The sequence below is a fragment of the Pseudomonas cichorii genome (genome assembly GCF_018343775.1).
GTDB lineage: Bacteria > Pseudomonadota > Gammaproteobacteria > Pseudomonadales > Pseudomonadaceae > Aquipseudomonas > Aquipseudomonas cichorii.
Map to the genome: position 1 here is coordinate 4,404,259 of NZ_CP074349.1, position 14,622 is coordinate 4,418,880.

Annotated in this window: 12 protein-coding genes and 1 pseudogene; 2 read left to right on the forward strand and 11 right to left on the reverse strand. The window is 55.7% G+C overall.

Annotation, left to right across the window (positions count from 1 at the left end):
- Positions 1-73: 73 nt before the first annotated feature.
- Complete coding sequence (locus KGD89_RS18635; RefSeq protein ID WP_025261279.1) at positions 74-1,564, reverse strand: DASS family sodium-coupled anion symporter; 1,491 nt, start codon at positions 1,562-1,564, stop codon at positions 74-76.
- Between the two features lie 256 nt (positions 1,565-1,820).
- Here KGD89_RS18635 and KGD89_RS18640 point away from each other — a divergent pair, with 256 nt between their 5' ends.
- Both KGD89_RS18640 and KGD89_RS18645 read left to right on the forward strand, forming a co-directional pair.
- Entirely contained in the window at positions 1,821-2,357 is a 537-nt protein-coding gene (locus KGD89_RS18640; protein ID WP_025261280.1) for an RNA polymerase factor sigma-70, read from the forward strand.
- A gap of 224 nt (positions 2,358-2,581) precedes the next feature.
- A complete protein-coding gene (locus tag KGD89_RS18645) occupies positions 2,582-3,148 on the forward strand; it encodes a TetR/AcrR family transcriptional regulator (protein ID WP_025261281.1) in 567 nt (188 codons plus the stop codon).
- A gap of 87 nt (positions 3,149-3,235) precedes the next feature.
- On the opposite strand, the gene KGD89_RS18650 is transcribed toward KGD89_RS18645, so the two are convergent.
- From KGD89_RS18650 to KGD89_RS18690, 10 genes and pseudogenes are all read right to left on the reverse strand, one after another.
- A complete protein-coding gene (locus KGD89_RS18650; protein WP_025261282.1) occupies positions 3,236-3,568 on the reverse strand; it encodes a ComEA family DNA-binding protein in 333 nt (110 codons plus the stop codon).
- 175 nt (positions 3,569-3,743) lie between these two features.
- Positions 3,744-5,747, reverse strand: a complete 2,004-nt coding sequence (locus tag KGD89_RS18655) for a polysaccharide biosynthesis protein (protein WP_025261283.1) — start codon at positions 5,745-5,747, stop codon at positions 3,744-3,746.
- A gap of 102 nt (positions 5,748-5,849) precedes the next feature.
- Positions 5,850-6,866, reverse strand: a complete 1,017-nt coding sequence (locus tag KGD89_RS18660) for an MraY family glycosyltransferase (RefSeq protein WP_025261284.1) — start codon at positions 6,864-6,866, stop codon at positions 5,850-5,852.
- Positions 6,867-6,921: 55 nt separating this feature from the next.
- A pseudogene (locus tag KGD89_RS26065) lies at positions 6,922-7,008 on the reverse strand (NAD-dependent dehydratase); the annotation flags it as partial.
- A gap of 50 nt (positions 7,009-7,058) precedes the next feature.
- Positions 7,059-8,489, reverse strand: coding sequence for an MBL fold metallo-hydrolase RNA specificity domain-containing protein (locus KGD89_RS18665; RefSeq protein WP_025261285.1), 1,431 nt, complete (start codon positions 8,487-8,489; stop codon positions 7,059-7,061).
- 422 nt (positions 8,490-8,911) lie between these two features.
- Entirely contained in the window at positions 8,912-9,154 is a 243-nt protein-coding gene (locus tag KGD89_RS18670) for a lipopolysaccharide assembly protein LapA domain-containing protein (protein ID WP_025261286.1), read from the reverse strand.
- A 24-nt stretch (positions 9,155-9,178) separates the two neighbouring features.
- Complete coding sequence (gene ihfB, locus KGD89_RS18675) at positions 9,179-9,475, reverse strand: integration host factor subunit beta (RefSeq protein ID WP_003369729.1); 297 nt, start codon at positions 9,473-9,475, stop codon at positions 9,179-9,181.
- A gap of 321 nt (positions 9,476-9,796) precedes the next feature.
- Positions 9,797-11,482, reverse strand: coding sequence for a 30S ribosomal protein S1 (gene rpsA / locus KGD89_RS18680; protein ID WP_025261287.1), 1,686 nt, complete (start codon positions 11,480-11,482; stop codon positions 9,797-9,799).
- A gap of 122 nt (positions 11,483-11,604) precedes the next feature.
- Complete coding sequence (gene cmk / locus KGD89_RS18685; RefSeq protein ID WP_025261288.1) at positions 11,605-12,294, reverse strand: (d)CMP kinase; 690 nt, start codon at positions 12,292-12,294, stop codon at positions 11,605-11,607.
- Positions 12,291-14,531: a bifunctional prephenate dehydrogenase/3-phosphoshikimate 1-carboxyvinyltransferase gene (locus tag KGD89_RS18690; RefSeq protein ID WP_025261289.1), complete on the reverse strand. Its 2,241-nt coding sequence runs from the start codon at positions 14,529-14,531 to the stop codon at positions 12,291-12,293. The genes cmk and KGD89_RS18690 overlap by 4 nt, the downstream gene beginning before the upstream one ends.
- Positions 14,532-14,622: the final 91 nt, after the last annotated feature.

Sequence of the window (14,622 nt, forward strand, 5' to 3'; positions counted from 1 at the left end):
AACGCTCAATAGTCACGGGCAAATCCATAAAGATTTTCGAGACCACCCCGAGCTGTCCCGGATATGTACCGCACTACATCCAGCCCAGCCACTTCCAGTAGGTCATGCCGAACACCAGCATCAGGGCATAGCCAATCAGGGTCATCGGGATGCCTACCCTGGCGAATTGCCGGGCATCGAAGGTTTCCGTCCCCAGGCAGACCATGTTCTGCGGCGCATTGATAGGCAGGATGAAACCGTAACTGACCACAAACCCCAACAGCATGGTCATGCCCAGCCGGTTGAAGTCTCCGGGCAGGGTTTGCAGCACCGCGATCAGGATCGGCAACAAGGCCGAGGTCAAGGCCGTTGCGCTGGCAAACCCCAGGTGAATCAGAATCAGGAAAGCGCCCAGAATGGCGAAAATCCCCAGGGAGCCGAGTTGGTCGAGCCCGGTTCTGCTCACGACCTGGCCACCGAGCCATTGACCGGCCTGGGTCGTCAGCAAGGCAGTCCCCAGGCTGATACCGACGCCGAATACGATCACGGTTCCCCAGGGAATGCGGGACTGCACATCCTTCCAGGTCATGACGCCCCAACGCGGCAACAGCAGAATCACCAGACCCGCATAGGTGGTGGAGGTGGTATCGAAACTGTGCAGCTTGCCCTCGGTCGACCAGAACAGCAGCAACATTACGGAAACGCTCAGCAGCCGCTTCTGGGCTCCGGTCATCGGGCCTATGTCGGCCAACGACTGTGCAACCGCTTCCTTACCTCCGGGGATGCTGTCGCTTTCAGGCGGCAGCAGCTTGAGGACCAGCAGAACCAGAACGCCCGACATGATCAATGCCCAGGGCGCACCGGCGATCAGCCAGTCGATCCAGGAAACCCGTTCACCGAGCATCTTGTCCATGAAACCTGCGGTCAGGAGATTCTGTGCCGCCGCCGTCTGTATGCCGATGTTCCAGACACTGGTGCCCTGGGCAACGATGATCATGATCGCTGCCGCGATATTCGAGCGTTTGTCGACACCAAATGCTGCAATCACGCCCATCATGATGGGCACAACACAGGCACTGCGCGCCGTTGCGCTGGGCACCACAAGACTGAGCAGGATCGTCACGGCAATGGCGCCGATCATGATCCGGCGAGTGCTGGTACCGATTCGCGACAAGGTCACCAGCGCGATACGCCGATCCAGCCCGGTATGGGTCATGGCGGCGGCAAGAAAGAGCGCACCGGTCACCAGCGCCAGTGCCGAATTGGAAAACCCGCTCAGGGCCATCGTAATGGCGGTCGATGACCCATACAGCACCGAAGGGTCTTGCAAGGTAGGCGCCGAGCCAATCAGAAACGCAATCAGTGAAGTGATCATGATGGCACTGGCTTCGTAGGAAACAGCCTCGGTGATCCATACCACGACGGCAAAAGCCAGAATCGCCAGCATCCGGTGGCCCGCAACCGGCAAGTCATCGGGCATAGGCAAAAACAGCACGCCGACCATGACCAGAACACCGATCAACAGGCCCATGGGAATTTTCACCTTGCCCGGCGGTGTTTCAGGCGTCTCTACAGACAGGTTCATGCTGATTCCTGTGTCTCATTCCATCGAAATGCACGCTCGTACAGGCAAGCGCTACGGTCACGGCCATTCTGGGCACGGACCGGCCTCATGCCCTTGATATCGGTCAAGCCGCAATCAGATGGCCAGAGAAAACAACGAATGTCAGATATCTGAAATTAGTTACCACCTACAATTGACAATGATTATCATCCACACTAATTTGTTGCGCGATATGTCGGGGCTTCCCTGCAACCTCTATTGCTGCCAGGTGATTTACATGCCGGAACGACTAACCTGTGATACCCCCCTGCTCCAGGCCTTCGTCGACAACCGTACGATCCTGGTCAAAGTTGCCACCCGCATCACCGGCTGCACCTCCCGCGCAGAAGATGTCGTGCAGGATGCATTCTTCCGTCTGCAGTCAGCCCCTGAAATCTCTTCGTCGATCAAGGCCCAGCTCAGTTACCTGTTTCAGATCGTGCGCAACCTGGCCATTGATCACTATCGCAAGCAGGCGCTGGAGCAAAAGTACTCGGGTAGCGAAGAAGAGGGGTTGAATGTGGTTGTGCACGGTGCATCCCCCGAAATCTCACACATCAATTTTGTGACCCTGGAGCACATCGCAGACGCCTTGGCGCAGTTGCCCAGCCGCACCCGCTACGCATTCGAGATGTACCGTCTGCACGGCGTACCGCAAAAAGAGATCGCCCAGGAACTGGGTGTGTCGCCAACGCTGGTCAATTTCATGATTCGCGATGCATTGATCCATTGCCGCAAGGTTTCACGCCAGGACCCGCCAACCCCGTCCCCGTGATACCGCTCTGACGGGCGGTATCATCCTTTCGTAGTATGCCGATCGGCAGGTTCTACCTTGCGCAAAAAGACGTAGCATGAGCTCGTCTGGAACTTGCATTACGGAATGTGTCTAAGACCCGGATACTGTAAATGCGATTTAAGAAATCATCGCTGCATCGATTAACCTATCCATGTGAAAATACGCAGTAACAATTTACGAGCCATAGTCGGGAGGCTCACCGCATGCGTTATGCCCTGGATCACAAAGCCCAAACCCATGAGCGCATCATCAAGGAAGCGTCTGCGCGGTTTCGCCGTGACGGTATTGGTGCCACAGGCCTGCAGCCCTTGATGAAAGCGCTGGGCCTGACTCATGGCGGCTTCTATGCCCATTTCAAATCCAAGGATGACCTCGTAGAGCAGGCGCTGCGCTGCGCCGCGCAAGAAGCGGAAGAAACAATCAGCAAGTTCTTCGCCCTGGAAGACCCGATGTCGGGCCTCATTGACCTGTACCTCTCGGCTGAACACCGCGACACCCCCGAATCAGGCTGCCCCCTGCCAAACATTTGTGCAGAACTTGGGCAGACAGGTAAACCCAGCCTGATCACCGATGAAATCATTCTTCACCTGACGTCGGCCTTTGCCCAGGCATTGCCAGGGGAAAACACCCAGGAAAGAAGCATCAGCATGATTTCAACACTGGTTGGCGCTCTGATCCTGGCACGCAGCACCCAGAGCAGCGAATTGTCGGAGCAGATTCTCAGCAGCACCAACGCCAGACTCAAACAGGAAATAAAAGAACTTCGTTGATGGCAGCCCAAAGGCTTTGAAGCTGCACGAGAATATTCCCGTGCAGAGGATGAAAGCCCGGCACCGGGCCGAACTTTCAAGGCGATATCACTCGACCGTCAACTTGTCACGATTCTTGTCCAGAATCGCCTTGCCAATACCTTTTACTTCGATCAGTTCTTCAACTGATGCGAATGCCCCGTTGGTTTCCCGATAGGCAACTATTGCCATGGCTTTATTCTTGCCAATACCCGTAAGTGCTTTCTGCAATGTTTCTGCATCGGCCTGATTGATATTGACCCTATCGCTCTTCTGCTCCTTGGCAACAGAATGAGGGGCCATGTTGTCAGTCATCATCTGGCCAGTCGGTGCAGCCGTAACGGCAACCGAAAAACTGGTAAGCAAGGCAAAGAGTAACGTGGAAAAAAGATCAGTTCGCATAGATAACGCTCCATAAGATTCAAAGGCAGCATTCCAAATACTGCCCTCGCAATCTAAACCACTCGTTATCGATGTCAATGAAGTAGAAAGTTTCTACTTGTTTCCCATTTCGACTCTAAAACAATGAAACACTTTAATAACGAAACAGGCATTATGAATAGTATAAAAAACCCGATTAGTTGAAGTCCGGCTCACGACGGCGCGCCTGATAGATCCAGTCAACAATCTCACCTTCCGGGCTGTAGCCACTGACTGTTTCCCGCAGCAATTGGCGGACACTGTTGTAATCATCTTTATCCACGGCTTCAAGCAACGCCTTCAGTCGCCCCTTGAGCACATCCCATTGCAGATGATCTTCGTTGGCGCTCATGATCATCGGGTGCTCGGTGGCAACCACGTTTTCACCGATGAGCAATTCCTCGTAAAGCTTTTCACCCGGACGCAACCCGGTGAACTCGATGGAAATATCGCCTTGAGGGTTTTTCTCCGAACGAATGCTCAGGCCTGACAGGTGAATCATTTTTTCGGCCAGTTCGACGATCCTCACGGGCTCGCCCATATCCAGGACAAAGACATCCCCCCCCTGCCCCATGGAGCCCGCCTGAATGACCAGTTGAGCCGCCTCGGGAATGGTCATGAAGTAACGGGTGATCTTCGGGTGGGTCACTGTCAGCGGCCCGCCAGACTTGATCTGCTTGTGGAACAACGGGATCACCGACCCCGAAGAACCCAGCACATTACCAAAGCGAACCATGATGAAACGGGTCTTGTTGACCTGATGAACATTGGCGACATCGCCCAGGATCACCGGTGCGGTTTCACGGCTCAGGGCCTGCAGGATCAACTCGGCCAGGCGCTTGGTGCTCCCCATGATATTGGTGGGCCTGACAGCCTTGTCGGTGGAAATCAGGACGAAGTTGGAAACCCCTGCCTGCAACGCCGCCTGTGCGGTGTTGAGCGTGCCGATGACGTTATTGGCGATGCCTTCTGCAATATTGTGCTCGACCATGGGCACATGCTTGTAGGCGGCTGCGTGATAGACCGTGTCGACCTTCCAGGTTTTCATGATATCCAGCAGCTTAGGATGATTACGCACGGAGCCTAGGATAGGCAGCAACTTGACCCGCAAAGACTCTCGCGTCACACGCTGCTCAAGCTCGCTGAGGATTGAATAGAGATTGAACTCACTGTGATCGAGCAACAGCAGCTTGACGGGCCCCAGCTCCAGTATCTGCCGGCACAGCTCTGAACCTATCGAACCACCGGCACCTGTCACCAGAACCGTCTGCCCCTTGATGCAGTGTTCGAGCAGGTTTTCCCTGGCGGGTACGGAGTCGCGTCCCAGCAGATCCGCAATGTCGACCTCTTGCAGATCATCGACCTTGACCCGCCCCGCGGCCAGATCCATGAAGCCCGGAACGCTTCGCACATGCAGAGGAAAGCCTTCCAGAAAGCCGAGGATTTCCCGGCGGCGACCGCGCGATACGGACGGAATCGCCAACAGGATTTCCTGGGCGCCGGTGACCTCGATCATGCGCTGAATATGTTTGGGTCTGTAGACCTGCAGCCCGGAAATCACTCGATTGGAGATCGATTTGTCATCGTCGATAAAAGCGACGGGGCGCATGAGCCTGCTCATTCGCAAGGCGGCTACCAGTTGATTGCCGGCAGCGCCCGCGCCATATATCGCAACCTTGGGCAGGCCATCGTCGCGATTGCTGAAAGGTATGTGCTGCCCCGCCACGAACCAGTCACCAAGAAAGTATTGGCGCATCGCCAGACGCAGGCCTCCGATCATGACCATGCTCAACCACCAGTAGTTGAACATGACCGAACGGGGAACCACGTGTTGATGGTTACTGTACAGATAGACCACGCAACCAAGAATGAGCGCGGAGAGTGTGACGGCCTTGATGATGGCGATCAGCGCATCGTTGCCGAAGTAGCGCATGACAGCGCGGTACATCCCGAAGCGGATAAACAACGGGATGGCAACGATCGGGGCACTGATGAAAAGCCAGGTGTGCTTCTCCAGAGGGTTAATCAGGTCTTCAACACCCAGGCGAACGACAAATGCCATCCACAGTGCGAACCAGACCAGCATGAGGTCGGCAACAACCTGAACTATTCGCTTTTTCCGCCGCGGCAGCGCCAGCAGGAAAGTTCGCAATCTGTTCATGCCCTTGCTACCCCTCGATCTCTACAGAACGTTACACCTGATATTCAAAGCAAATGCCGACATACAATGACTCAATCTATAGGGAAAACGCGAATACTCAAATCAATTGGACTCAAGCTGTCCTGCGTCGAACTTGAGAGCCAAGAGTACCAGCGGGACATAAGCGATCAGCAACCCGGTCAAACCGTCGCCATCGAATACACCGACCCATAGCGCCACAGGCAGCAGCCAGAAGATATTGATGAAGCCAACGGCAAGGGTCACGGGCAGGTGCTTGCCATAGCGACGCGACGCGAACTGGTAGGCGTGGCTGCGATGAGCTTCGTACACCTTGTCGCCACGCAACAGGCGACAAGTAAGCGTCACGGTGGCATCGACAATAAATACTCCCAGCAGAATCAGCCAGGCCCAGAAAAGATGAGATGAAGCCCATGCTGCCTGCAAGGAGAGCACGCCCAGCGCGATTCCCAGAAATCCGCTGCCCGCGTCGCCCATGAATATCCGCGCCGGTGGAAAGTTCCAGTAGAGAAACCCCATGACCGCGGCGGCCAGCAATACAGGCCCCCACAGCAACTGACCAAAATCGCCCAGTACGTAAATGAGGCTGATCCCGGCGCAGACGGTCACCGCCTCGATACTGGCGATACCGTCGATACCGTCCATGAAGTTGTAGAGGTTGAGCATCCAGACGAGGTAAAAAGCGGCAAGGATATGGCCGATGATCCCAAGATCCAGAGTGAAGCCAAAGAAGTCGAGCGGTGCAAGCCCGCCCAGCCATGCCAGCGCCCATGCCGCCGCACTGAAATGCCCCAGCAACCGCCAGCGGGCTGCGATGTGCCCGTGATCGTCCATGAAACCGATCACGGCAACCAGTCCGCCCGCGCCGAGAATGGCAATCAGGGCCGAAGACGGAATCCGGTCCCCGAGCCCCAGCAGTACAATGGCAAGCAAAAAGGCTACAACAATGGAAACCCCACCGCCTCGCGGTGTAGGAATCTTGTGTGAGCTACGAGCATTTGGAACATCCATCAGGCTTCTGGACAGGGCGTACCTGCGAAGAACTGCCGTCAACCCCAAAGATAAGACCGCCACAGCGACTACAGAGAACCACTCAACCATTTTTGCGTTCCAGAAAAGACCGTACTGTTTCTTTCATCCTGTCATCCATCTTTCACGATGGTGCCCAATCGAGCATCGTACAGGTTTTGGAAATAACGGCCTGCAAAGAATCGCAAAGCTTTTGCGAAAAACACTTCTTGCCTGGGACTGAAGACATGTGAATAGGATCAGATAGCCTTCAAAAGACCAGGCTCAAGGTACTACCAGCTCAAGACGTTTATTGGCCAGCGAGTACTTCCTGTTCAGAAGATTGGCCAACGTCTTCTTCGCCCCAGCCTCGCCATGTACCAGCCTGATCTGGCCCGGCCACTCGGCCATCGAAGTTACAAACCTGACCAGCCCCTCCTGATCCGCATGGGCGGAATAACCGGCGACCGTCGAGACACCGGCACGAATATCAAAGCGTTCACGGTCAAGCTCGACATATCCGCCGACCGGACCATGCTTCTGGATCGCAGCGCCTGGCGTGCCCTTGGCCTGATAACCCACGAAAACCACATTGTGCCGCCGATCACCCAGCATGGCCTTCAGGTAATTGACAATGCGCCCGCCTGCGCACATACCATTGCCTGCGATGACGATAGCGGGTCGAGCGGTGCTGGTCAGATAGTTGACCGTCTGCAAATGCCGTTCATGAGTATCGATGGTAATCAATTGAGAGAACCCCAGAGGCTGTCTGCCGCTCTTGAGACGCGCTTGCGCCTCGTCGTCCCAATAGTCTTCAAATGCCTGATAAACGCCCGTGAAGCGGCTTGCCAGGGGAGAATCGAGAATGATCGGCAATTGCGGCCAGTTCACCGGCAAGGCGCTCCCGTCAGCCCCATCGGCAGGCTCGCCCAGCAAGGCCTTGCGTCGCAGGATATCTTCCAGCTCGTATAGCAGCTCCTGAGTACGCCCCATGCTGAAGGCGGGAATCAGAACCGTGCCATGATCTTCCAGCGCCTGATCGATGACTTGCTCAAGACGCAATTGCCGCGTGCTGCGGTCCTCATGAAGACGATCGCCATAAGTACTCTCAAGCACAAGAATGTCTGCACGCTCGGGGGATTTCGGAGCGGGAAGCATCGGCGCATCACCTGCCCCCAGATCGCCCGAAAACACCACACGCTCCGTACGCCCCTCCAGCAGATACTGAAGATCGCACTCGACATAGGCAGAACCCAGGATATGGCCGGCACGTTGCAGGCGGACCCGGCAGACAAGAGCATCGGTATTGACCAAGGTAAACCAGTGATCGAAGGGCAAGGCAATGATGCGCTTTTCAATCGCTGCAAGATTTCGGTCTATCTGTTTGCGGTCATGGTGAAACTCGAGTTTCAGTTGATCCTCCATGACCAGAGGCAATAAATGCGCAGAAGGCTCACTGCATAATACAGGCCCCTGATAGCCTGAAGCCAGCAACGCTGGAATACGCCCTACATGGTCGGCATGTACGTGAGTAACAATGAACGCCTTGATATCGGCAGCAGAGAAACTGAACTTACCGGCTTCAGTGCCCGGACCGTCATGTTGAATAGCACCACAATCAATCAACAGACTATGAGCCGCATCCATACATAACTGGTGACAGGAACCGGACACACTCCGGGTTGCGCCATGATGAATGATTTCAGGGAAAGACATACAGCCACCTATTTCAGCAAGTCCGGTTTTGCAAGAACACCGGAGCCTGACATCCGACTTTAAAAGAGATGGCCTATTTTGCGCTGCAAAGGTTTATCTTCAAGTCTTGACAGGTGAGCACAAGAGCAGCAACAGAAATACTAACGCAAAGAAAATTACAGCAAACGCCCTGAAATATGGGTAAGGCTCAAAGTATGACTAATAAGCCCACAAACAGAAGTAGTTATTCCCAATAAACAACAAGAAAGGTCCTACAAAAAAAATCAGATATACAACTTTATGAGCGAACGAAGGAAATAGTCGGAAACCAGAAAACAACAAGAATGCATCAAGCACAGATGCCTGAAGCCCTGAGGGGATACAAGGGGAAGCGGGACTGAACCTTTTCGTACCACAGCAGGCAAAAGTGCCTGCTTCAGGCTCTAGACTGAACGGGCTGAGCGTACGCGCTTTTTACGCAAGCTTGCCAGCCATGCCAGGACAGGGCCAACCAGCATACCCAGCAAAAGAGCAAGAACCACAGGAACAGCCTGGGAAAGCTCGGGGGCCGACCAGCCGAAAAAGACCAGCGTAACAGGCTGCCGGTTTTCAAGCATGAACACCGCCGTTGCCAGAACGACAAGCAACGCAACGACGAGCACGATGATTCGTTTGAAGATGTGCATCCACTGATCCTCTGGTTATCGGCCTCAGAGGCCCTCTTCTTCATCCTCGTTGACTCGATCCCGTAACTCCTTGCCTGGCTTGAAGTGAGGAACGAATTTTCCGTCGAGGCTGACAGACTGGCCCGTTTTTGGATTGCGCCCTACCCGCGGTGCGCGGTAATGCAGGGAAAAGCTGCCGAACCCGCGTATTTCTATGCGGTCGCCTGTCGCCAGGCACTGGGACATTTGTTCAAGCATGGTCTTGATGGCCAACTCGACATCCTTGGATGAGAGCAGCCCTTGATGGGTGACAATTCGTTCGATCAACTCCGACTTCGTCATATTTTTCCCTTCTTTTTCAAGCAGCTAGATCAGCGCTCCGAAGGTTTTAGCATGACCGGACGAATTTGAACAGCCCATGTATTGACTTATGTGAACCCATAACAACCAGCCATGAATCCATGACCGGAGCATGACAGCGGGAAGAGAAATGGACGGCAGGGACAGTGACACCAGGCAGGGTGCGGCCTGCAAGGCACCTGGAGACGTTTAAAACGTTTAAAGCACCGGGACAGCGGCACACTGAACGCTGCGCTATAAGCCCCGAATAGCGCCCACAAAAAAGGACGACCGAAGTCGCCCTTTTTAATGGTCAAGCAGAACTTAGTTCTGTTTTTCCATCTGCGCACGCAGCAGGTCACCAATAGTGGTAGGACCAGTGCTTTCAGCAGCTTCAGGCTTGCTACGCAGGCTCTGGATAGCTTCTTTCTCGTCTTCAACGTCTTTCGACTTGATGGACAGGCTGATTACGCGGCTCTTGCGGTCAACGCTGATGATCTTGGCTTCGATCTCTTCGCCTTCTTTCAGAACGTTACGCGCGTCTTCAACGCGGTCACGGCTGATTTCGGAGGCTTTGAGGGTAGCTTCGATGTCGTCGGCCAGAGTGATGATGGCGCCTTTGGCGTCAACTTCTTTAACGGTACCGCGAACGATAGCGCCTTTGTCATTGACAGTGACGTACTCGGAGAACGGATCGCTTTCCAGCTGCTTGATACCCAGGGAGATGCGCTCACGCTCTGGATCAACAGACAGGATGACTGTGTCGAGCTCGTCGCCCTTCTTGAAGCGACGTACGGCTTCTTCGCCCACTTCGTTCCAGGAGATGTCGGACAGGTGAACCAGACCGTCGATGCCGCCGTCCAGACCAATGAAGATACCGAAATCGGTGATCGACTTGATGGTGCCGGAGATTTTATCGCCCTTGTTGAACTGGCCAGAGAAATCTTCCCATGGGTTGGATTTGCACTGTTTGATGCCGAGGGAGATACGACGACGCTCTTCGTCGATGTCCAGAACCATGACTTCCACTTCGTCGCCAACCTGAACGACTTTGGATGGGTGGATGTTCTTGTTGGTCCAGTCCATTTCGGAAACGTGTACCAGGCCTTCCACGCCTTCTTCCAGCTCTGCGAAGCAGCCGTAGTCGGTCAGGTTGGTTACACGCGCGGTTACGCGGGTGCTTTCCGGGTAACGAGCCTTGATAGCAACCCATGGGTCTTCGCCCAGTTGCTTCAGGCCCAGGGAAACACGATTGCGCTCGCGATCGTACTTCAGGACTTTTACATCGATCTCATCGCCAACATTGACGATTTCCGATGGATGCTTGATACGCTTCCAGGCCATGTCGGTGATGTGCAGCAGGCCATCGACGCCACCCAGATCGACGAATGCGCCGTAATCGGTGAGGTTCTTGACGATACCTTTGACTTGCTGGCCTTCCTGCAGGGACTCGAGCAGTGCTTCACGCTCTGCACTGTTCTCGGCTTCCAGAACGCTGCGACGGGAAACGACAACGTTGTTGCGCTTCTGGTCCAGTTTGATGACCTTGAACTCGAGCTCTTTGCCTTCCAGGTGCGTGGTGTCGCGCACTGGACGGACGTCAACCAGAGAACCTGGCAGGAACGCACGGATGCCGTTAACGTCGACAGTGAAGCCGCCTTTAACCTTACCGTTGATAACGCCCTTGACCACTTCTTCAGCTGCGAAAGCCGCTTCCAGAACAATCCAGCACTCGGCGCGCTTGGCTTTTTCGCGGGACAGCTTGGTTTCGCCAAAGCCGTCTTCTACCGCGTCCAGCGCGACGTGAACTTCGTCACCGACCTTGATGGTCAGCTCGCCAGCATCGTTGTAGAACTGCTCGAGCGGGATGACGCCTTCGGACTTCAGACCAGCGTGTACAGTTACCCAATCGCCGTCGATGTCGACAACGATACCGGTAATGATAGCGCCCGGCTGAAGGTTCAGGGTTTTTAGGCTTTCTTCAAAAAGTTCTGCAAAGCTTTCGCTCATTTTAATTCCTGTTGATCAAGGGCGAAGAATACGCCCATCTGCCACGTCCCAGAAAACGTGGGTTTCGTTCATGTAAAAGGAAGCTGTCAGGACTGAATCTGGTCGCCTGTGCAGCTCCTTGATCACCCGGCGATATCGCGTAGCGCGACCTCACTCAGAATGCGTTCCAGCACCTGCTCGATGGATAATTCAGTGGAATCCAGCTGTATGGCGTCATGCGCCGGCTTGAGCGGGGCTACCGCTCGCTGGGTGTCACGCTCGTCGCGCGCACATATCTCATCTAGCAGACTCGACAGACTAACATCATCACCCTTTGCCTTCAACTGCAAGTAACGACGGCGTGCACGCTCCTCGGCACTGGCAGTGAGAAAAACCTTCAGGGGCGCGTCGGGAAATACCACCGTTCCCATGTCACGGCCATCGGCCACCAGCCCGGGTTCTTCCTGAAACGCACGCTGGCGCTGCAGCAAGGCATCGCGAACGGCAGGCAAGGAAGCAACCTGGGAAGCGCCGCTGCCGATCTGCTCGTTGCGGATGGCATGGGTAACGTCCTCGCCTTCGAGGATGATGCGCTGGCCCTGACCACCTGAAGCCGTCTCGAACTGCACATCGAGATGCGCAGCCAGCAGCTTCAGGGCTTCTTCATTGGTCAGGTCGACACCATGATTGCGCGCCGCAAAGGCAAGCAGACGGTAAAGAGCCCCGGAATCGAGCAGACACCAGCCCAGATGCCTGGCCAGCAAGCCTGCAACAGTGCCCTTTCCAGAACCGCTAGGGCCGTCGATGGTAATAACAGGTGCTTTGATTTTCACTTTTTATCCTCTTGCGCGACACGCATACCGACTTGAGCGCACAGCGCCAGAAAATTGGGAAACGATGTGGCGACGTTCGCACAATCGTGAATACGGATCGGTGCCGATGCCCGCAGTGATGCAACGCTGAATGCCATTGCAATGCGGTGATCGCCATGAGCATCGATCTCGGCACCGCCCATGGAACCGCCCTCAATAATAATGCCATCCGGCTTGGGCTCAACCTTGATACCCAACGCCAGCAGACCATCAGCCATGGCCTGAATCCGGTCCGACTCCTTGACACGCAACTCCTGCGCACCGCGCAGGACAGTACGTCCCTGAGCGCAGGCCGCTGCGATGAACAGCACAGGAAACTCGTCGATAGCCAACGGGACCAGTGCTTCGGGAATCTCGATCCCCTTCAGGGAGGCCGAACGGACCCGCAGATCCGCAACCGGCTCGCCACCGACTTCCCGGGGGTTTTCCAGAGTGATATCACCGCCCATAAGGCGAAGGATATCGATAACACCCGCACGTGTCGGATTGACACCCACATGCTCGAGCAACAACTCGGAACCTTCGGTAATGGATGCCGCCACCATGAAAAACGCGGCCGAGGAAATATCGGCAGGCACTTCTATACGGGTCGCCAGCAGCCTGTGCCCGGACTCCAGCGAAACGGTGTTGCCCTCGGCAGACACCGGGTAGCCGAAGCCACGCAGCATGCGCTCGGTATGATCACGAGTGAGCACCGGCTCGCTGACTATAGTCTCGCCATCGGCATATAGCCCGGCCAATAACAGACAGGATTTGACCTGAGCACTGGCCATCGGCGTGTCATAAGCCTGACCCGAAAGCTTGCCGACAGCATGAATGGTCAGCGGAGGACGACCATCGGCCGCCGTTTCGATGACCGCGCCCATGGCCCGCAAAGGATCGACCACACGACTCATGGGACGCCTTGACAACGAGGCATCACCCGTCAGGGTGCTGTTGAAATCCTGAGCCGCCAGCAGACCTGCCAGCAGGCGCATGGAGGTTCCGGAATTGCCCAGGTAGATCGGACCGGGCGCAGCCTTCAGGCCACGCAAACCGACACCATGAATGATCACGCGACCATGATGCGGCCCTTCGATCACGACCCCCATGTCACGGAAGGCCTGCAAGGTCGCCAGCGCGTCCTCCCCTTCTAGAAAGCCTTCGACCTCGGTAACGCCTTCAGCCAGAGAACCCAGCATGATAGAGCGATGGGAGATGGATTTGTCTCCCGGCACGCGAATACTGCCACTGACACTACCGCCAGGGTTGGCGACAAAAACCAGATCATCTGCGCTGACAGGCTCTACATAGGCACGGCGAGCCAGAATCTTGCCGAAGTGCTCCCGGGCAACCCGCGCACGGGTGAACACACCCAGCAGTTGATGCCCGTCGCCGGTATCTACCGCTTCACGCAAGGCATCCAGATCACTGCGGAATGTATCCAGAGTGCGTAGAACGGCTTCGCGGTTGGCGAGGAAGATGTCGTGCCACATCACCGGATCACTGCCCGCGATACGGGTGAAGTCACGGAAACCGCCCGCCGCGTACCTGAAGATCTCCAGGTTTTCGTTACGCTTGGCCAGGGAGTCCACCAGACCGAATGCCAACAGATGTGGCAGATGACTGGTTGCAGCCAACACCTCATCGTGACGCTCGACCTGCATGTGTTCGACATCGGCACCCAGCACCGACCAGAGACGATCAACCAGTGCCACGGCATCGGGATCCGTCTCGGCCAGCGGTGTCAGGATCACCTTGTGACGTCGGAACAAGTCGGCGTTGGACGCCTCGACGCCACTCTGCTCGGAACCGGCAATCGGATGCCCCGGCACGAAGCGGGTTGGCATATGACCGAAGGCAAATCGTGCAGCCCGCACCACATTGCCCTTGGCGCTACCGACATCAGTCAGGATAGCATCGCCAAGGTCCAGAGGCGCCAGCAGGCCAAGGAGCTTTTCCATGGCCAGAATCGGGACAGCAAGCTGAATGACATCTGCGCCCTGACAAGCGGTCGCCAGATCCGCCTCACAGCGGTCCACAACACCCAGTTCAACGGCCAATGCGCGGGATTTCGGGTCAAGATCGACCCCCACCACTTCACGGCACAGACCGCTTTCGCGAACACCTTTTGCAAAGGAGCCGCCGATCAAGCCCAGACCGACGACCACAAGCCGACCGATGACAGGTCGAGCGGATATCTGCGCGAAATCAACCACGCGCAGAAACCTTGTGGCTGACACCCGCGCAAGGCGAACCTGTTTGCACGCCCGGCAGCGCCGGGGTGAGGAAATCGCTGCTCATGTATCG